This is a genomic window from Enterobacteriaceae endosymbiont of Donacia bicoloricornis (genome assembly GCF_012567955.1).
GTDB lineage: Bacteria > Pseudomonadota > Gammaproteobacteria > Enterobacterales > Enterobacteriaceae.
This window is the reverse complement of sequence record NZ_CP046186.1, coordinates 120,385-142,736: the sequence shown is the minus strand read 5'-3', so window position 1 is coordinate 142,736 and position 22,352 is coordinate 120,385. Positions and strand designations below refer to the sequence as shown.

The 22,352-nt window shown below is 20.4% G+C and carries 15 protein-coding genes and 1 pseudogene; 7 read left to right on the top strand and 9 right to left on the bottom strand.

The features are described 5' to 3' along the window. Positions 1–78: 78 nt before the first annotated feature. Positions 79–555 (top strand): hypothetical protein, encoded by a 477-nt coding sequence (locus GJU03_RS00720; protein WP_168918791.1) that lies wholly within the window; start codon positions 79–81, stop codon positions 553–555. A 37-nt stretch (positions 556–592) separates the two neighbouring features. Here GJU03_RS00720 and GJU03_RS00715 read toward each other — a convergent pair whose 3' ends face one another. The 8 genes from GJU03_RS00715 to rsmH all read right to left on the bottom strand — a co-directional run bounded on the left by GJU03_RS00715 (position 593) and on the right by rsmH (position 10,442). Then, positions 593–1,516 carry a D-alanine--D-alanine ligase gene (locus GJU03_RS00715; protein WP_168918790.1) on the bottom strand — a complete coding sequence of 308 codons (924 nt, stop codon included), beginning with the start codon at positions 1,514–1,516 and terminating at the stop codon, positions 593–595. 39 nt (positions 1,517–1,555) lie between these two features. Continuing rightward, a complete protein-coding gene (murC, locus tag GJU03_RS00710) occupies positions 1,556–3,028 on the bottom strand; it encodes a UDP-N-acetylmuramate--L-alanine ligase (RefSeq protein WP_168918789.1) in 1,473 nt (490 codons plus the stop codon). Positions 3,029–3,054: 26 nt separating this feature from the next. Further along, the gene (gene murG / locus GJU03_RS00705; protein ID WP_168918788.1) at positions 3,055–4,119 is read right to left on the bottom strand and encodes an undecaprenyldiphospho-muramoylpentapeptide beta-N-acetylglucosaminyltransferase; all 1,065 of its coding nucleotides are present in this window, start codon (positions 4,117–4,119) and stop codon (positions 3,055–3,057) included. A gap of 68 nt (positions 4,120–4,187) precedes the next feature. Next, complete coding sequence (gene murD, locus GJU03_RS00700; protein ID WP_168918787.1) at positions 4,188–5,504, bottom strand: UDP-N-acetylmuramoyl-L-alanine--D-glutamate ligase; 1,317 nt, start codon at positions 5,502–5,504, stop codon at positions 4,188–4,190. A gap of 11 nt (positions 5,505–5,515) precedes the next feature. Then, a complete protein-coding gene (mraY, locus tag GJU03_RS00695) occupies positions 5,516–6,601 on the bottom strand; it encodes a phospho-N-acetylmuramoyl-pentapeptide-transferase (RefSeq protein ID WP_168918786.1) in 1,086 nt (361 codons plus the stop codon). Continuing rightward, entirely contained in the window at positions 6,592–7,965 is a 1,374-nt protein-coding gene (locus GJU03_RS00690) for a UDP-N-acetylmuramoyl-tripeptide--D-alanyl-D-alanine ligase (RefSeq protein WP_168918785.1), read from the bottom strand. Before GJU03_RS00690 ends, mraY begins: the two co-directional genes overlap by 10 nt. Beyond that, positions 7,958–9,460, bottom strand: coding sequence for a UDP-N-acetylmuramoyl-L-alanyl-D-glutamate--2,6-diaminopimelate ligase (murE, locus tag GJU03_RS00685; protein WP_168918784.1), 1,503 nt, complete (start codon positions 9,458–9,460; stop codon positions 7,958–7,960). Before murE ends, GJU03_RS00690 begins: the two co-directional genes overlap by 8 nt. A 55-nt stretch (positions 9,461–9,515) precedes the next feature. Next, a complete protein-coding gene (gene rsmH / locus GJU03_RS00680; RefSeq protein ID WP_211080480.1) occupies positions 9,516–10,442 on the bottom strand; it encodes a 16S rRNA (cytosine(1402)-N(4))-methyltransferase RsmH in 927 nt (308 codons plus the stop codon). Between the two features lie 131 nt (positions 10,443–10,573). Here rsmH and GJU03_RS00675 point away from each other — a divergent pair, with 131 nt between their 5' ends. The 3 genes and pseudogenes from GJU03_RS00675 to gyrA all read left to right on the top strand — a co-directional run bounded on the left by GJU03_RS00675 (position 10,574) and on the right by gyrA (position 16,594). Beyond that, entirely contained in the window at positions 10,574–11,311 is a 738-nt protein-coding gene (locus GJU03_RS00675; protein ID WP_168918783.1) for a Bax inhibitor-1/YccA family protein, read from the top strand. Between the two features lie 130 nt (positions 11,312–11,441). Continuing rightward, a pseudogene (gene mutS, locus GJU03_RS00670) lies at positions 11,442–13,820 on the top strand (DNA mismatch repair protein MutS); the annotation flags it as partial. Between the two features lie 233 nt (positions 13,821–14,053). Then, on the top strand, positions 14,054–16,594 hold the full coding sequence (gyrA, locus tag GJU03_RS00665; RefSeq protein ID WP_168918781.1) for a DNA gyrase subunit A: 2,541 nt from the start codon (positions 14,054–14,056) through the stop codon (positions 16,592–16,594). 25 nt (positions 16,595–16,619) lie between these two features. Here gyrA and metK read toward each other — a convergent pair whose 3' ends face one another. Next, complete coding sequence (metK, locus tag GJU03_RS00660) at positions 16,620–17,777, bottom strand: methionine adenosyltransferase (RefSeq protein WP_168918780.1); 1,158 nt, start codon at positions 17,775–17,777, stop codon at positions 16,620–16,622. Positions 17,778–17,996: 219 nt separating this feature from the next. Here metK and tkt point away from each other — a divergent pair, with 219 nt between their 5' ends. From tkt to fbaA, 3 genes are all read left to right on the top strand, one after another. Next, positions 17,997–20,003, top strand: a complete 2,007-nt coding sequence (tkt, locus tag GJU03_RS00655; protein WP_168918779.1) for a transketolase — start codon at positions 17,997–17,999, stop codon at positions 20,001–20,003. Positions 20,004–20,045: 42 nt separating this feature from the next. Next, a complete protein-coding gene (locus GJU03_RS00650; RefSeq protein WP_168918778.1) occupies positions 20,046–21,200 on the top strand; it encodes a phosphoglycerate kinase in 1,155 nt (384 codons plus the stop codon). A 64-nt stretch (positions 21,201–21,264) separates the two neighbouring features. After that, positions 21,265–22,344, top strand: a complete 1,080-nt coding sequence (gene fbaA, locus GJU03_RS00645; protein WP_168918777.1) for a class II fructose-bisphosphate aldolase — start codon at positions 21,265–21,267, stop codon at positions 22,342–22,344. Positions 22,345–22,352 lie beyond the last annotated feature (8 nt).

Genomic DNA, 22,352 nt, shown 5'->3' with positions numbered 1-22,352 from the left:
AAAAATATTATTTAATGTTTATTTTAACAAAATAAAAAAAACATATATAATTTTTTTTAAAATTTAAAGGATAAATTTATGCGTAATAATAAATTACTACTAATTAATGAAATTTTTCAAAAAAAAAAATATTCATCATATACAAAAATATTATATAATATATATATACATACTAATCTTTTGATAAAAATTGATAAGTTTATAAAAAAAAATTTACCTATAGAGTTACATAACTTATATAATGTAAAAAATTTTAAAAATTATCTTTTAATAATAGAAACATATAATGCTAGTTCCATGATTAGATTTATGTCAGAAAAATCTAATATTTTATATTTTTTAAAAAAAAATATTATCCCTTCTTTAAGAAAGATAGAGATTAAAATCAATCCTCTTTTTTTTAAAAAAAATTTTATGTCTTATAATATTCATAATAAACGTATTATGAAAAAAAATTCATTAAGTAAATATAGTACTAAATTATTATTAAATGTTGCAAAAAAAAGTTCTAAAACTTTAAAAAATAAAATTAAAAAATTTATCAAAATTAAATAATAATAATTTTTTAAATAAAAATTTTTAAAAAAACATTTTATTTAGTTAAATTTAAAATTTTTAGAACTAAATCATAAAAAGATAATCCTATTTTTTTTGCTGCTAATGGATATAAACTATTTGACGTCATTCCAGGAATGGTATTTATCTCTAAAAGTTTAAATTCTTTATTTTTATCTAAAATTACATCTATTCTTCCCCATGTTTGACATTTTACTGCATTCCAAGCACGCAAAATAATATTTTCTAATTCTTTTATTTTATTTTTCTTTAATCCACTAGGGCAAAAGTATTTAGTTGTATTTAAATAATATTTAGCTTGATAGTTATAAAAATCATTAGGATATTCTATTTTTATAGGAGGTAAAATTTTTTTATTTAAAATTCCTACTGTATATTCTTCTCCTTTTACATATTTTTCAATTAAAATATCATCACTATATATAAATGATTTTTCTATCGCATTAAATAGATCATCTACATGATCAATTTTTGAATTACCTAAACTAGAACCATTACAATTAGGTTTAATAAAAACAGGTAAATTTAATTTTAAGATTTTTTTTTCTATTTTTAGATAATTTGATTTTATAAAATCTTTTTTATTTAATAAATAATGAGGATAAATAACTGGTAATCCATACTCATTCCATATAATTTTTGTAAGATATTTATTCATAGTAATTGCTGAAGATAATAAATTACTTCCAGTATAAGGAATTTTAAGATAATCTAATATCCCTTGGATAGTTCCATCTTCACCTCCTTTCCCATGTAGAGATATAAAAATTTTTTTAAACCCATATTTTTTTAGATATAATAATGGGAAATTTATTGGATCTATTCCAATAGCATTAATTCCCGATTTTATTAAAGCTTTTAAAATTGTTTTACCAGATTTTAAAGAAATTTCTCTTTCTGGAGAATTACCTCCAAATAAAACAGCTATTTTTTTTGACATAATTTTTAATTAAAACTTACTATAATTATTATTATTAAATTAATTTTTTAAATTTTTAAAATTATTACTTATTAATAATGATGATATATTATTTATATTACCCGCTCCTTGAAAAATTAATATTTCATTTCCTTTTAATTTTAAATATATATTATTTGCAATATCATAATAATCTGTTAAATTAATAAATTTAGGATTTATTATACCTAATTCTCTTATTTTCTTAGTTAAGAATTCACTATTTGCTTTTTTAATAATATTTTCTCCTGCAGAATAAGTATTTAAAATAAATAATTTATCAACTTTAGATAATATTTGTACAAATTTGTTTAATAAGTTTTTAGTTCTAGAATAACGATGAGGCTGAAAAACCATTACTAATTTTCTATTTGGCCATATTTTTCGAGCTATATTTATAGTTATATTTATTTCAGTAGGATGATGACCATAATCATCAATAATAATTATATTTTTTTTATATTTTATTTTTTGATAAGGTAATATATGTCCTAAAATATCAAATCTTCTTTCAATACCTTTAAATTTTTTTAAAAATTCTATAATCATTATAGGGTCTAAACCAACATAAGACGCTGTAGCAAATGCGGCAATTGAATTTAAAGCATTATGATATCCAGGAATATTTAAATTTATTTCTAAAGATATTTTTTTTTTTTTTTCTAATAAATAAAATCTACTTTTATATCCATTTTGTTGATAATTATATAATTGTAAATCAGCTTCCTTATGGAAGCCATAAGTAATAATATTTTGTTTTAAAAAATTTTTATTTTGTTTTATTAAATTATAATTATGAATATTATCTATACAAATAATAATACATCCATAAAATGGAATTTTTTTTAAAAATTTTAAAAATGTTTTTTTTAAAATTTCAATATTATTTTGATAATAATCTAAATGTTCACTTTCAATATTTGTAATAATATTTATTATTGGATTCAAATATAAAAATGATTTATCACTTTCATCTGCTTCTGCAATAAAATATTTACTTGAACCTAAATAAGCATTTTCTTTAGAGAATTTTAAAAAACCACCATTAACAAATGTTGGATCTAACATAAATAATTTAAATATTTTGTATACTATTGCAGTAGTTGTAGTTTTACCATGACTTCCTGTAATAGTTATTCCATAAAAAAATCTCATTAATTCTGCTAACATTTCCCCTCTACTAATGATAGCAATATTTAATTTTTTAGCTGCAATTAATTCTGGATTATTATTTTTAATAGCACTAGATATAATAATAAGATCTATATTATTTGTAATATTTTTAGCATCATGTTGTAAGTTTATTTTTATATTTAATAAACTTAATTTTTTTATAATAAAATTAGATGATATATCTGATCCACTAATTTTATAACCTTGTTTAACAAGAATTGTTGCAATACCTCCCATTCCAGAACCGCCAATACCAATTAAATATATATAATGAATATTATTCATTTTTGGTATTTTATTTAAATTTTTTTTATTAAACATATTTATAAATTTTATTTTATTTTAAATTAATTAATTTTTATTTTTTTTAATTCTTGATAAATTAATTCTATAGAATTTTTTCTTACTAAATTATATGATCTTTTTGCTATATATGCTATTTTTTTTTTATTTAAAGTTAATATAATATTAGCAATTTTATTAATATCTAAATTATGTTTTTCATATATTTTGGCAATTCCTATTTTTTTTAACTTTATTGCATTAAAATATTGTTGTTTATCTTTATGTTCAAAAGGAATAAAAATAGCAGGTAACCCTATTGTAGTAATTTCAGCTACAGTCATAGCTCCTGATCGACATAATATAATATCAGCCCATTTATATGCTTTATCTATATTTTCTATATGTTCTTTTATAGTTAAATTATAAATTTTGTTTTTTTTATATTCATAATATATTTTTTTAAAATTACCTTTTCCAACTTGATGTAAAATAGATATTTTATTTTTTAGAATTTTTGATAATTTTATTCCTATTTTATTTATTAAATCTGCTCCTTGACTCCCTCCTGTAATTAATAAATGGATAGGTTTATGAATTTTTATAAAAGATCTTTTATATAAAGATAATTTTATAATTTTATTACTTATAGGATTTCCTACTAATACTGCATTATGTAATGTATTAGGATATGCTTGCATTTTTATTGTTGCTATTTTAGATAAAATTTTATTTGTTATTCCAGAAATACTGTTTTGTTCATGTATTATTAATGGAATATTACATAACCAGGCAGCTAAACCACTAGGGCCAGAAATATAACTTCCCATTGTTAAAACTAAATGTGGTTTATATTTTTTATAAATTAAAATTGTTTTATAAGTTGATATAATTAATTTAAGTATAGTAATAATTATTGAAAAAATATTTTTATTTTTAAATCTAGAAAATTTTATTAAATAAATACGTATATTTTTTTTAGGAATAATTTCAGCTTCCATTCTAGATGGAGTTCCTAACCAACGTACTTCCCATCCTTTTTTTATTAATTTATATGCTATATTTAAAGCTGGATTAATATGACCTCCTGTACCTCCAGCTACTATAATAATTTTTTTTTTTTTTTTCATGTTTAAAATATTTTTAATATAAATAAAAAATGTATAAAATTATATATTATTTTTTTTATAAAAATATATTATTTAGAATTATGAAATTTTTTAACTAATCTTATAAATTCTTTACCACGATGTTTAAAATTTTTAAATTGGTCAATACTAGAACAAGCTGGTGATAATAATACAACATCTCCAGCTTTAACTAATTTAATAATTTGTTCTATTCCTTGATATATTGTTTTTACTATTTTTGCTTTAGGATAAAAAGATAATATTTTTTTACTTGATATTCCAAAACAATAAACATTAATATTATTTCTTTTTTGTAAATATTTTTTTAATAAATATAATTCGCAATTTTTATCATATCCCCCTAATAATAACCAAATTCTTTTTTTTTTATATAAATATTTTAATGCTGCTTTAGTACTACTAATATTTGTAGATTTTGAATCATTGATCCAAGTAACTCCATTTTCTATATGAATTATTTGTAATATATGGTCCATATTTAAATAATTACTTATTTCTTGTAAAGAAATTTTTTTAGGAATTTTTAATACATCTGTTACTGCTAATACTGCTAGAGCATTTAAATAATTATGGATACCAATTAATTTTGTTTTATTAAAATTTAAAATTTTTTTATTATTGATTTGTAAATAAATATTTTTTTTAAAATAACATAATGTATATTTACCAGAAAATTCTCCAAAAGTAATATATTTTTTTTTTTGGTCAAAATATTTAGGATAGCATAAAATATTATCTGCATTATATATGCAAATAGAAGCATATTTATAAATACGTAATTTAAAATTACGATATTGTTCCATACCTAACGGATATCGATCCATATGGTCTTGTGAAATGTTTAAAATTATAGCAATATAAATATTTAATTTTTTTATTGTTTCTAATTGAAAACTAGATATTTCTAAAATATAAAAATCTCTTGTAAAAGATAATAAATCTAAAACAGGGTAACCTATATTACCACCAACACTGATATTAAAATTATTTTTTTTCATAATTTTTCCTATCATGTTAGTGACAGTACTTTTCCCATTTGTCCCCGTAATGGCTATTACAGGAGTTTTATTATAACGAGCGAATAATTCTATATCTCCTATTATTTCAATACCTTTTTTTTTTGCTTCTAATAAAAGATTATTAAATATTGATATACCAGGACTTAAAATTATTAATTGTGAATTTAATATCCAGTCTTTTTTTAAGTAACCTAAATGACATGGAACATAAGATGGTATTTTTTTTATAAATTTCGGATAATTACGTGTATCCATAACAGAAGGTATAATATTTTTCTTTAAAAGAAAATTTAAACATGATATACCTGTTAATCCTAATCCAATAATAAGTATTTTTTTATTCATTTTTAAATTTTTTATATTATTATAATTAAAGAAAATAACACTAATATTAATGAAATAATCCAAAATCTAATAATAATACAAGGTTCTGTAATCCCTTTTAACTCATAATGATGATGTAAAGGAGCCATTAGAAAAAAACGTTTTTTGTTGTATTTAAATTTAATTACTTGAATTATTACAGAAATTGATTCTAGTATAAATACTCCACACATTATAAGAAATAAAAATTCTTGTCTTATTAAAATTGCTATTATAGATATAATACAACCTAATGATAAAGATCCTACATCTCCCATAAAAATTTTGGCAGGATAAGTATTATACCATAAGAATCCTAATCCAGACCCAACAATAGCTAAACATATAATTATTAATTCTTTTGCATTTTTTATATAAATAAAATTAAAATATTTAGAAAGATATATATCTCCTGAAAAATAACATAATATAGCTAATCCTAAAGAAATAAAAATAATAGGCATTATTACTAAACCGTCTAATCCATCAGTTAAATTTACAGAATTACTAATTCCTACAATTATAAAATAAGAAATAATTAAATATAAAATATAATTCAAATTATATTTAATTACTTTATTTATAAAAGGTATACTAAATTGTATATATAATTTTTCTGTATTATTTAGATAAATAAATGATACTACTGCAATAGTACATATTGATTGGAAAAAAAATTTTTTAAAAATAGATAATCCTATAGAATTATTTAAAATTATTTTGTAAAAATCATCTATAAATCCAACTACTGAATATAGTATCATTATAAGTAATGAATAAAAAATATATTTATTTGTTAAATCTGAACAAAAAATAACAGATAATATAATTGCTAATAATAATATTATTCCACCCATGGTAGGTGTTTTGTTTTTAGTAAAATGTGTAATAGGTCCATTTTTTCGAATAATTTGAGAAATTTTTTTTTTATTAAAATAATTAATAAAAAATGGACTTAAAAAAAAAGTAATTATAAAAGATATAAAAAAAACCATTATAAAACGAATTTTAAAATTTATTGAAAATAAATCTAAATTTTTTAAAAAAAATTGTAGATATTTAAATAATATTAATAACATTTTAATTTCTCCAATAAAATATTAATTAATATTTCCATTTTATTATTACGTGATCCTTTAAATAAAATTGTATAATTTTTTAATTTTTTTATTATTAAAAATAATTTGTTTATTAATTTTGTTTTATTTATAAAATGTTTTGCATTTATATTATTTTCAGTAATATATTTACTATATTTTCCAAAACTAAAAATATAATCTATATTAGTTTGTAAAATTAAATTTTTAATTTTTTTATGAAAGTATATTGTATACATTCCTAGTTCTAACATATCTCCAATAATTAAAATTTTAGTACTTTTAAAATTTTGAAGAATATTAATTGCTATAATTACAGAATTAGGATTTGCATTATATGTATCATTAATAATTAATTTATTGTTATCAATAATAATTGGAAACATTCTTCCGGGAACAGGTCTAAAATATTTTAATCCATTAGCAATTTCTTTTAACGAACATCCTATAGAAAAAGATAATGCAGCAGATGCTAATGCATTATTAATATTGTGAATTCCTCCTCCTATTAAAAATAATTTAATTAATATTTCTCCAATAGGAGAAATTAAAGTAAATATAATTTTATGAGAGAAAATTTTTATATTTTTTGTAAAAAAATTAGTTTTTTTATTATATAAAGAAAAAGTTAAAATATTATAATTATTTGTTAAATGTTTTAAAATTTTTTTTTGATTAATATCATCATAATTAAAAATAGCAGTTCCTTTGTTTGTTAAATAATTAAAAATACTAATTTTACATTTAATAATATTTTTTAATGATTTGAATCCTTCTAAATGTGCTTCTGATATATTATTAATTATTGCAATATTAGGTTTAACTAAACTTGTAGAATAAGAAATATCATTAATTTGATTTCCTCCTATTTCAATTACTGCACACTGATGTTTATTTGTCATATTTAATAACGTTAAAGGAATACCAATATGATTATTCATATTTTTTTTAGTAAAAATAATTTTATATTTTTTCTTTAAAATAGATATTGTCATTTCTTTTACTGAAGTTTTACCTGATGATCCTGTGATTCCTATTACAGGATTATTAAATTGTGTTCTTTTCCATAAACCTAATTGACCTAATGCTAAAATAGTATCAGATACTATAATTTGAGAAATATTAATATCAAAAAATTTATTTACTAATATAGCTAATGCTCCATTTTGAATAGCTTCTGTAATAAAAGAATGACCGTCATATTTTTTGCCATGAATAGCAATAAAAATACAATTTTTTTTAATTTTTTTACTATTTATAGTAAAATTCAATATTTTAATATTATTACCAATTAATACTCCATTAACTATTTTTGATAATTTTTTTAAACTAATTAATTTATTCATATTTATTTTTTAGTATATTTTGGATAGTATGAAAATCTGAATAATTTAAAATCTTATTACCAATAATTTGATAATTTTCATGACCTTTACCTGCTACTAAAATTGTATCTTTTTTGGAAGCATTATATATTGCATAAGAAATTGCTTTAATTCTATCAATAATAATATATATATTACTTGATATATTACATCCTTTTTTTATATCTTTAATTATATTATTTATATTTTCTGTTCTAGGATTATCAGTAGTTAAAATGACATTTTCAGCATATTTAGTAGCTATATATCCCATTATTTTTCTTTTCCCTATATCTCTTTCACCTCCACAACCAAAAATACACCATATTTTACCATAAGTAATTAATCTTATAGTTAATAAAATATTTTTTAATGAATCAGGACTATGAGCATAATCAATTATTATATTAGAATATTTTTTTTTAAAAAAAATTTTTTCCATACGTCCTTTAACAGGTTTTATTTTAGATGCTGTTTTTAACAATTTTTGTAAAGGATAATTTAAACTTAATAAAGCAGCCATACTTAAAATAATATTTATAACATTAAATTTACCTATTAAATTTATTTTTATTTTGCCATTACCCCAACTAGAATTAAATAAGATAATTGTTTGATCAGATAAATAAGTTATTTTTTTTATATAAATAAATATATTAGATTTATATAGTTTTTTTTTAGTAGTAACTGTGATTACATCAGATAATTTTTTAAACCATTTAAATCCAATATTATCATCAATATTTATAATTTTTTTTTTTACCTTATGAGTAGAAAAAAAACTCCATTTGGATAATTCATAATTATTCATATTATGATGATAATCTAAGTGATCTCTAGTTAAATTTGTAAAGATCCCAATAGTAAAAAATATATCATATACTCTATATTGTTTTAATCCATGAGAAGAAATTTCCATTATTATAATATTTGCTTTTTTTTTTACAAAATTTTTTAATGTAGATTGTATTTTTATTGCAGAATCTGTTGTATTTTTAGTTTGAGTTAATTTATTACTAAAACCATTACCAATAGTACTTAAAACAGCTGGATTACCTCCTAATAATTTAATCCATTGCATTAGAAAATGAGTTATGCTTGTTTTCCCATTAGTTCCAGTAATTCCTATAACAGGTATTTTTTTACTTGGATGATCATATAATAATCCTGCAAAATATGAAATATATTTATTTAAATTAAATAAATAAATAATAGGTATTTTATTTTTAAAAATAATTCTAGAAGAAGATATTTTGTTATCTGAATATGCTAATATAGCAATAGCACCATTTAATATAGCATCTTTAATAAAATTTCTACCGTTATTTTTATGTCCTTTCAATGCTACAAAGAGACAATTTTTCCCTTTAATTTTTCTACTATCTAAAACTATTCTGTTTATTAGAATATTTTTAATCAGATTATTTTTTATATATTTATTTAATAGTTTTTGTAAACTTAATAAAGAAGATGTCAATGCTTTTAATCCTTAATTTAAAAAATTTTTGAAAATAAAAGAATAAGTTATTTTTTTAGATTTTTTCTGCAATACGTAATGTTGCACTTCTTGATCTGGGATTTTTAAAAATTTCTTTTTTACTAGGAAAAATTCTATTAATAATTTTTAATTGTTTTTTCTCTTTTTTATAAAAATTATTTATTTCTATTTCAGTTAGAGGTAATTTATGATAAATACTTTTTTTATATAAAATACTATGTTTTTTTATAAAATACTTAACAATTCTATCTTCTATAGAATGAAAACTAATAATTGATAAAATACCTCCTTTTTTTAATAATTTTAATGAGTTTTTTAAAGCTTTTTTTAATTCTTTTGTCTCTTTATTTAAAAAAATTCTTATTGCTTGAAAAGATCTTTTTGCTGGATGTTTAAATTTATTATTTTTATTAATAGAACATATTAAATTAGATAAATCTTGAGTATTATTTAATTTTTTATGTATAATATACTTTTTGATATAATATGCTATTTTTTTATGATATTTTTCTTCACCATACTTTTTTAATATTTCAGATAATTTTTTTTCATTTATATTTTTTAATAAATTAAAAGCTGTTTCTTTTGTTCTTTGATTTATACGCATATCTAATGGTCCATTAGACATATAAGAAAAACCTCTTTGGGAATTATTTAATTGAAATGAAGAAATTCCTAAATCAAATAATATTCCATCTATTTTACCTATTTTAGTATTTAAAATAGATTTTAAATTTGAAAAATTATCATTAAGATAGATGATTCTATCATCTATAATTTTATGTTTTAAAATTGTTTTTATGTCACAATCTACTGCATAAATTCGTCCATAATTTCCTAATTTAGATAAAATTAACTTTGTATGCCCCCCACAACCATAAGTAGCATCTATATATATTCCATTACTTTTAATTTTTAAACTATTAATAGATTCTTTTAATAAAACCGGTATATGACTCATTATATGATATATAATTAAATTAATTTCTATGTAATTTATATATTATATTATATAATATAAATACAATTTATATATATTTTTTAAAATGTTTCTCAAAAAAATTTTATTAAATTTTAAAAGGTATAATTATGATGGAATGTCAAAATTTAAAAAGTACTACTTTAAAAAAAAAAAGATATCATATACAAACATATTTTAGAAGAGTATATGGATGGATGTCTTGTGGGTTATTATTAACAGCATTTGTCGCTTGGTATATAACTAATACATTACCAATAATAAATTATTTATTAAATAATAGATTTTTTTTATTAGGATTATGTTTTTTACAATTTGGATTAGTTTTGATTATGTCTAATCTATTAAATAGATTATCAGGTAAAACATTAACTACATTATTTATGTTTTATTCCGCTTTAACAGGATTAACAACAGCAGGAATATTTTCTGTATATAATAACAATACAATTTTTACAGCTTTTATAACTACATCATTAATGTTTTTATCTATGTGTTTTTGGGGATATTTCACTAAAAAAGATTTAAGTTATTTAGGAAATATTATTCTAATGGGGATATTTGGAGTAATTATAGCATCATTTATAAATTTTTGGTTACAAAATAATTTTTTATTATCAATAATAAATTATATTGGTGTAGTTTTTTTTACATTATTAATAGCATATGATACTCAGAAATTAAAAGGTATTGCAAAACAAATTAGTTTAAATATAAACGATAAAGATAATTTAAGAAGATATGCTATTTTAGGGGCACTTATGTTATATTTAGATTTTATTAATTTATTTTTTATAATATTAAATATTATTAATAATAATGAAAATAATGAAAATAATGATGATAAATAACTAATAGTAATAATTACTATATAAACTATTAAAATTATCAATTATTTTTCTTATCTTATTTGTTTTAAATAAAATTTTATTTAGGTAAAGTATTTTTTTTAAAATAAAAAATATTAAAAAGTAGTTAAATATGTCTACACCTATGATGAAGCAATATTTCAAATTTAAAAAACAATATCCTAATATTCTATTATTTTATAGATTAGGAGATTTTTATGAGATGTTTTTTGAGGATGCAAAAAAAGCATCAAAATTATTAAATATTGTATTAACTAAAAGAGGTAAATTAAATGGAAAGCCGATTCCTATGGCAGGGATACCAGTTAATAGTATACAAAATTATTTATCAAGATTAATTAAATTAGGAGAATCTATAGCTATTTGTGAGCAAATAGAAAAAAAAAATATATCTTCTAAAAATAAAATTTTAAATAGAAAAATAGTTAGAATTATTACTCCAGGAACAGTTAGTGATGATATTTTATTAAATAATAATATTGATAATTTATTAGGATCAATATATCAAGATATAAAATTGGGATTTGGTTATGCTACATTAAATATTAGTTCTGGGGATTTTAGAATTATGGAAAATAAAGATATTAATATAATTGCAGGAGAATTACAAAGAACAAATCCAAAAGAATTATTATATTCTGAAAATTTTCAAAGTATAGATTTATTAAAAAAAAGAAATTGTCTTAGACGTAGACCATTATGGGAATTTGATATAGATACCGCAATACAACAATTAAATATGCAATTTAAAACTAAAAATTTAAAAAGTTTCGGTATTGAAAAATCATTGTTAGCTATTAGAGCAGCAGGATGCTTAATCCAATATGTTAAAGATACACAAAAAGTATATTTACCTCATATCAATAATATTTATTTAAAAAATAATAATAATGAAATTATTATGGATGAAAATACTCGTAAAAATTTAGAAATTATTAATAGTATTTCAGGTGATAAAAATAATACTTTAATTAAAATATTAGACTATACAACAACTAATATGGGAAGCCGTTTATTAAAAAGGTGGTTAAATAACCCAACACGTGATATAAAAATCATTTTAAATAGACAAAAAAATATTTCTGTTTTACAAAAATATTTTTTAGATTTTCAAAAAATATTATTAAAAATTAGTGATATTGAAAGAATTATTGCTAGATTAGCTTTAAAAACTGCAAAACCTAATGATTTAGTGTCTTTAAGACAAACATTAAATTATTTACCTAAAATTCATAAAATTTTTCAGAAAATTAATAATTGTGAAATAAAATTAAAAATCCTAAATTTAGGACTTTTATCTCCGTTAAAAGAATTATTAGAAAAATCTATAAAGAAACATCCTGCTTTATCCCTAAAAGAAGGAAATGTTATAGCTATTAACTATAATTCAGAATTAGATAAATTAAGAGAATTATCTAATGATTCAAATAAATATTTATTATTTATAGAAAATCAAGAACGTAATTTATTAAAAATAGAAAAATTAAAAATAGGGTATAATACAATTCATGGGTATTATATTCAAATTAACAAAAGTTATAAAAATAACTTACCTAATAAATATATTCAAATTCAAACTTTAAAAAATTTTAAAAGATATACTATTCCAGAATTACAAAAATATCAAAAAAACATTCTTTTATCTAAAGAAAAACTCTTAAATTTAGAAAAATATTTATATAATAAATTATTTAATTATATTAATCCTTTTTTAAAAAATTTACAAAAAATATCATTATATTTATCTGAATTAGATGTATTATGTAATTTAGCTGAAAGATCTCTAACTTTAAATTATACATGTCCTATAATTAGTAAAAAAATAGGAATATCATTAATTAATTCTAGACATCCTGTTGTTGAACATATTATAAAATCATCTTTCATAGCTAATAATGTTATATTAACTGATAAATACAATATGTTATTAATAACAGGTCCTAATATGGGTGGAAAAAGTACTTATATGAGACAAATAGCATTAATTGTATTAATGACTTATATAGGTAGTTACATTCCTGCAGATAAAGCTATTATAGGTCCTATAGATAGGATATTTACAAGAATAGGATCTACAGATAATATTGCGTTTGGATTATCTACTTTTATGGTAGAAATGATAGAAACTGCAAATATTTTAAGAAATGCAACCAAAAAAAGTTTAGTATTAATGGATGAAATAGGTAGAGGAACATCTACTCATGATGGTTTAGCTATAGCATGGGCTTGTGCAGAAAATATTGCTCAAAAAATTAAATCACTTACTTTATTTGCAACTAATTATATTGAATTAACAAACTTAAAAACTAAAAATAAAAGTATAAAAAATATGTATTTTGATGCAGTCGAAATCAATAATTCTATTGTCTTTTTATATAAAATTAAAAATGGATCAATTAATAAAAATTATGGTTTATTCGTAGCATCTTTAGCTGGTCTTCCTAAAGAAGTTATTAATCAAGCAAAAAAAAAAATTAAGCAATTAGAAAATTATAATATTTAAATTTTTTTTAAAAATATTATTTTAAAACATAAAGTATAAAAATTTACTTTTTAATAAAAAAAATTCTATTACATAAGTAAGTATAAATTATAGAAATTTATATTATAAATTAGTGTATATTTTTATGATTTTATACATTTAATTATTTGAATTATATATTAGAATACATAAATAACAAATTTATAACTTATAAAACATAAGTTAAAAGGATATTTATTTACATGAATTTTTTTGCTAAAGAAATAAAATTAATTAATATTGAAGAAGAATTAAAAAATTCTTATTTAGATTATGCAATGTCAGTTATAATAGGGAGAGCCTTGCCAGATGTAAGAGATGGATTAAAACCAGTACATAGACGTATATTATACGCTATGTATATATTAGGAAATACATGGAATAAATCTTATAAAAAATCAGCAAGAATAGTAGGAGATGTAATAGGAAAATATCATCCTCATGGAGATAATGCAGTTTATGATACAATTGTAAGATTAGCACAAAATTTTTCATTAAGATATCCATTAATAAAAGGACAAGGTAATTTTGGTTCTATTGATGGAGATTCTGCAGCAGCTATGCGTTATACTGAAATAAAAATGTCTAAAATTTCTCAAGAAATTATTAGTGATTTAGAAAAAAATACAGTAAATTTTTTATCTAATTATGATGGTACAGAGAAAATACCTGAAATAATGCCTACAAAAATACCTAATTTATTAATAAATGGATCATCTGGTATAGCAGTTGGTATGACAACTAATATTCCTCCACATAATATTAATGAAGTGATTAATGCCTGCTTAGCTTATATTAAAAATAATACTATTAATATTAAAGAATTAATGAATTATATTCCTGGTCCTGATTTTCCTACTGCAGGGATTATTTATGGTATTGATGAAATTGAAAATGCATATAATACAGGTAAGGGAAAAATTTTTATTAGAGGACGTATTAAAACTATTAAAGATAAAAAACAAAAATACAAAAAAATCATAATTTATGAACTTCCTTATCAGGTAAATAAATCTAAATTAATAGAAAAAATAGCTTATTTAATAAAAGAAAAAAAAATTAAAGGAATTAAAACTTTAAGAGATGAGTCAGATAAAGACGGAATTAGAATTTTAATTAAAATAAAAAAAGATATATCTATTAATGTATTATTAAATAATTTATATAAATTAACACCTTTACAAACTACTTTTAGTATAAAAATGGTTTCTTTATATAAAGGAAAACCTACATTAATGTCTTTAAAAAGTATTATTGAAGCATTTATTTCTCACAGACGTGAAATAGTAATAAGAAGGACAAATTATGAAATAAATAAAGCACGTAATAAAGCACATATTTTAGAAGGATTAATAGTAGCTTTATTAAATATAAAAGAAATTATTAAAATTATCCGTTCTTCTAAAATAGAAGAAAATATAAGAAATAAAATTGCTTTACAAGCTTGGAAAATTCCAAATATATTCCAAATATTTAATTTACAGGAGAAAAAAACATTAAATATTTATTTGACTAATTCTAATTTAATAAAATTTAATGAAAATTATCATTTTAGTTATACACAAATTATAGCTATTTTAGAATTAAAATTAAATAAATTAACAAATTTAGAACATAAAAAATTATGTATAGAATATGAAAATTTAATATATAAAATATCGAATTTAATGAAAATAATTGAAAATTATGAATACTTAATGAAAGTAATATACGATGAATTAGTTTTAGTAAAAAAAGAATTTGGAGATCAAAGAAAAACAGAAATTATTTTAAATAATCATAATAATTCCATAATTCAAAAAAAAGATTTAATTAATCATGAAAAAGTTATTATTACCTTATCTTATCAAGGATATATTAAATATCAAAAAATTACTGAATATAATTTACAACATAGAGGGGGAAGAGGCAAAATAGCTGTAAAATTGAAAGAAAATGATTTTATATATAAAATATTAATAGCATATACTCATGATCAAATTTTATGTTTTTCTAATAAAGGATATTTATATTGGTTAAAAGTATATGACATACCTGAAGCTAATAGATATGCAAAAGGAAAACCTATTATAAATTTTATTCCTTTAAAAAATAATGAAATTATTAATACTTTTATTGTAATAAGTAATAATACAAATTATTCTGATTTAATTATGGCAACTTCACAAGGGAAAATAAAAAAAACAAATTTAAATAAATTTAATAAACCAAGATCTAATGGAATTATTGCAATAAAATTAAAAAAAAATGATACTTTAATAGGTGTCTCTCTTATTAAAAAAAATGATGTAATTATGTTATTTTCTTCTTTAGGTAAAGTAGTTAAATTTAATGAATCACAAATTAAATCAATAGGAAGGAACACAATAGGTGTAAAAGGTATTAGTTTTTCAAATAAAAAAAAAGATTATGTAGTTTCATTAATAGTATTAAATCATAAATTTCAAAAAAACATTTTTACCATAACAGAGAATGGATATGGAAAATGCACTAATAATCAAAAATTTCCTATAAAATCTAGAGCTACAAAAGGAATTATATCTATGAAAATTAATAAAAGAAATGGAAAATTAGTAGGATCTTTAAAAGTAACAAATAATGATCAAGTAATTATAATTACTAATATGGGTACATTAATACGTATTAATATATCCGAAATTTGTATTGTTGGGCGTAATACAAAAGGTGTAATTATAATTAAAACAAAATTTAATGAAAAAGTTATTGGATTACAAAAAATTTAAAAAATTTTTTATAATTTTTTCTATTTTAAGTAATTTTAAAAAAATCTTTAAATTTTAAAATTTTATCTGTTTTTTCCCATGAAAAAATATTTCTACCAAAATGACCATAAGATGCAGTTTTTTTATATATCGGTTTTAATAAATCTAACATTTTTATTAAATGAAAAGGTCTTAAATCAAAAATTGTTTTAATAAATGCAGTTATTTTTTTATCAGATACTTTTCCAGTACCAAATGTATTTATCATTATTGAGATTGGTTTAGCAATACCAATAATATATGAGATTTGGATTTCACATCGTGAAGCTAAAGATGATGCTACTATATTTTTAGCTATATAACGAGCAGCATAAGCAGCTGATCTATCTACTTTTGATGGATCTTTACCAGAAAATGCTCCTCCTCCGTGTCTAGCCATACCCCCATAAGTATCTACAATAATTTTTCTTCCAGTTAGGCCGCAATCTCCAACAGGGCCGCCAGTAATAAAACTCCCAGAAGGATTAATAAAAAATTTTGTTTTTTTATTTATCCATTTTTTAGGTAAAATAGGTTTAATAATTTCTTCCATAATAGCTTCTTCTAATTTTTTAAATGAAATTTGCTTAGAAATTTGTGTTGATAAAACTACAGAATCTATATCAATAATTTGATTATTTTTATATTTAAAAGTAATTTGACTTTTTGCATCTGGTTCTAACCATGATAAAATTTTTTTCTTTCTAACTGATGCTTGTTGATACATTAATTTATGTGCATATATAATAGGAGCAGGCATAAACACATCTGTTTCATTATTTGCATAACCAAATACAAATCCTTGATCTCCTGCTTTTTGATTAGCTTTATCAGAATTAGATGTTATACCTTTATTAATATCTTTCGATTGTTTACTAATAATATTTAGTATTGTACACGTATCTGCATCAAATCCTTTATTAGGATTAGTGTATCCAATTTCTTTGATTGTTTTTCTAGTTATTTTTTCTATATTAATTTTAGCTTTTGTTGTTATTTCACCTCCAATTAATACTATATTATTTTTAATATATGTTTCACATGCGACACGTGCATCAATATCTTGTTCAATTATTTTATCTAAAATAGCATCAGAAATTTGATCTGCTATTTTATCAGGATGTCCTTCTGATACAGATTCTGAAGTAAATAAATACTCTGTCATTAATATAACCTTTTATTTTTAATAAAAATAAACTAATTATATTAGTATATATTCAAATAAAATAAAATAAATATAAAAATTAAAATTTTAATAAATTTTATTTTTTTAAAATTTTAAAATTATAAAAATAGATTTTAAAATATTTTACGTATATATTTCTTTATATAAATAATTTTTTTAAAAAAATGTTTTATTTAAGTTTTAGGAGTAATTTATATTATGCCTTCTAGAAGAGATCTTGCTAATGCTATTAGATTTTTAAGTATAGATGCTATAGAAAATTCTAAATCAGGTCATCCTGGAGCCCCAATGGGAATGGCCGATATAGCAGAAGTACTTTGGCGCAATTATTTAAATCATAATCCTAATAATCCAACCTGGATTAATCGTGATAGATTTATATTATCCAATGGTCATTGTGTTATGTTAATTTATAGTTTATTACATTTAACTGGATATAATTTAACAATTTCTGATTTAAAAAAGTTTAGAAAATTAAATTCAAAAACTCCCGGGCATCCTGAATTTAGATGTACTCCTAATATTGAAACTAGCACTGGCCCATTAGGTCAGGGATTAGCTAATGCTGTTGGTATGGCTATAGCTGAAAAAACATTATCTTCACAATTTAACAGATCCAATTATAATATTATTAATCATTATACCTATGTTTTTTTAGGTGATGGTTGTTTAATGGAAGGTATTTCTCATGAAGTATGTTCTTTAGCTGGAACATTAAAATTAAAAAAATTAATAGTTTTTTACGATAATAATGGTATTTCTATAGATGGAAATGTTAAAGGATGGTTTAGTGATAATACTAAAAAAAGATTTGAAGCTTATGGTTGGAATGTTATATCAAATATAGATGGACATAATTTTAAAAAAATAGAAAAAGCTATTAATCAAGCAAAATCTTTAAAAGAAGAAAAACCTTCTTTATTAATTTGTAATACAATTATTGCTTTTGGTTCACCTAATAAATCAGGAAAAAATATTTCACATGGTGCTCCTTTAGGTAAAGAGGAAGTTATTTTAACAAGAAAAAATTTAAATTGGAATTATAAACCTTTTGAAATTCCTTTAGACATTTATAAAAAATGGGATGCGAAAAAAATAGGTAATATAAAAGAATCTAGATGGGAAAATATGTTTAAAAAATATTGTCATAAATTTCCTATTTTAGCTAAAGAATTTAAAAGAAGGATTAATAATCTTCTTCCCCAAAATTGGAATACTGAAATAAATAAATTTATTTATAAATTAAATAATGTTAATACTAATTTCTCAACAAGAGAATCATCTAAATATATTTTACAAAAATATTCTAAATTATTACCAGAATTAATAGGAGGTTCTGCAGACTTATCTAGTAGTAATTTAACTATTTTAAAAAATTCTAAACCAATTAATAAATTTAAAAATGGAAATTATATTTATTACGGAGTAAGAGAATTTGGTATGATGGCAATTGCAAATGGAATCTCTTTATATAAGGGTTTTATTCCTTATACAGCTACTTTTTTAGTTTTTTCAGATTATTGTCGTAATGCTATAAGAATGGCTGCTTTAATGAAAATTAGAAATATAATGATTTATACTCATGATTCTATTGGTTTAGGTGAAGATGGCCCAACACATCAACCAATAGAACAATTATCTAGTTTAAGACTCATTCCTAATATAAGTATTTGGCGCCCATGTGATAAAATTGAAACAGCCATATCATGGAAAATTAGTATTGAAAATGTATATAAACCAACTATCTTGATTTTATCAAGACAGAACTTACCTACGCAAAAAAGAAATAAAAAACAAATATCATTTATTTCATATGGAGCATATATTTTAAAAGATTGTTTAGATAAAAACCCACAAATCATATTAATAGCTACTGGTTCAGAAGTAGAATTAGCTATTAAAGTATATAAAAAATTATCTTTCTTAAAATATAAAGTCAGAGTAATATCAATGCCATCTACTGATACTTTTGATAAACAAAAAAAAGAATATCAAAATTATATTTTACCTAAACATATTAAAAATAGAATAGCTATTGAAGCTGGTTCTAAAGATTTTTGGTATAAATATGTAGGTTTAAAGGGTATTGTAATAGGTATAAATAAATTTGGATGTTCTGGATCTTCGGAAAAATTATTTCAAAAATTTGGTTTTACAGTTGAAAATATTATTTTAAAAATAAAAAAAACCTTTAAAATTATATAATTAATTATTTTTAAATTTTTTATGGTATAGGATTAATTATTTATGTTAAGTATTGCAAATTTAAATATTAAAAATAAAATTTTGTTAATAAGATCAGATTTTAATGTACCTTTAGATAAAAATGGTAATATTACTTCTGATACTAGAATTAGATTGTCATTACCAACTATAAAATATGCTTTAGAAAAAAAATCTAGAATTATTTTAGCTTCTCATTTAGGGAGACCTATTGAAGGAAAATATAACCCTTTTTTTTCTTTAAAAAAAATTGCTATATTTTTGGAAAAAATTTTAAATCATAAAGTTGTTTTAAAAAAAAATTATTTAAACGGATGTAATTTTAAAAATAATGAAATTATTCTTTTAGAAAATGTACGATTTAATCTCGGAGAGAAAAATAATAATAAAAAATTATCTAAAAAATACGCATCTTTATGTGATATATTCGTAATGGATGCATTTGCTACTGCACATCGTATGCATTCATCTACTTATGGGGTAATAAATTTTGCTAAAAAATCTTGTGCAGGATTTTTATTATTAAATGAAATAAAAAACTTAAATAAATTTTTAAATAATCCTATAAAACCTATAATTTCTATTATAGGTGGATCTAAAATATCTACAAAATTTAATATTTTAAAAAAATTATGTGAATTATCAGAAAAAGTTATTGTAGGAGGAGGAATAGCAAATACGTTATTATCATTAAATAATGATATTGGAAGTTCATTATATGAACCTAATGCAGTTTTATTGGCTCAGAAAATAAGTAAAAAATACAAAAATATAATTATTCCTATTGATTGTGTGGTTAGTACATCTATTAATGATGAATCTTTAATAAGAAATACAAATATTAATAATATATTAAAAAATGAAAAAATTCTTGATATAGGTAATAAAACTATAAATAGTATTAAATACGAATTAAAAAAAGCTGGAACCATATTATGGAATGGGCCTATTGGAGTTTTTGAATTTAAAAAATTTAGAAAAGGAACTGAAATTATTATTAAAACTATTATAAATAGTAATGCTTTTTCTATTGTAGGTGGTGGAGATACTTTAGCTGCAATAGAATTATTTAGTTCTTTTGATAGAATTTCTTATATTTCTACAGGTGGAGGATCTTTTTTAAAATATATAGAAGGAAATAAATTACCTGTTATATCTATATTAGAAAATATTTCATAACGTTTTATTTAAAAAAAATAAAATTGTTAAAAATTAAAATTTTAATAGGATTAAAATATATATTATGTCTAAAATTTTAAATTATATAAAACCTGGTGTTGTTGTTGGTCATGATTTACAAACCATATTTAAAATAGCAAAAGAAAATAAATTTGCTTTACCAGCTGTTAATTGTATTGGTACTGATTCTATTAATATAGTTTTAGAAACTGCAGCAAAGGTAAGATCTTCAGTTATTATTCAATTTTCTAATTCAGGAGCTTCTTTTATTGCAGGTAAAGGATTACAAATGATAAATCCTAGACTAGCTCCTGTTATTGGCGCTATTTCTGGGGCTAAACATGTTCATAAAATTGCTAAATATTATGGTATTCCAGTTATTTTACATACTGATCATTGTCCAAAAAATAAATTATCTTGGATTGATAATTTATTAGATGAAAATGAAAAATATTATTTAATACATAAAAAATCTTTATTCTCATCTCATATGATAGATCTTTCTAGAGAATCAATTAAAAATAATATTGAAATTTGTAGTCATTATTTAAAAAGAATGTCAAAAATGCAAATGACATTAGAAATAGAATTAGGATGTACAGGTGGAGAAGAAGATGGTATTGATAATAGTAATATGACTAAAAAATCATTATATACTGATTCTTATGACATTAATTATGCCTATGAAAAACTAAAACCAATTAGTTCTCAATTTATAATTGCTGCATCTTTTGGAAACGTACATGGAGTATATCAAACAGGTCATGTAAAATTATTACCAAAAATTTTAAAAGATGCTCAAAAGTTTATCAGTAAAAAACATAATATCCCCAATAATGCTATAAATTTTGTATTTCATGGAGGTTCAGGGTCTTCATTATTAGAAATTAAAGAATCTATTAATTATGGTGTTGTTAAAATGAATATTGATACAGATACTCAATGGGCTACCTGGGAAGGTGTATTAAATTTTTATAAAAAATATGAAAAATATTTACAAACACAACTTGGGAATCCAGAAGGATTTAATAAACCAAATAAAAAATATTATGATCCTAGATCATGGATTAGAGCATCTCAAATTTCTATGAAAAAAAGATTAGAAAAAACATTTAAAGAATTAAATGCAATTAATATATTATAAAAAATAAA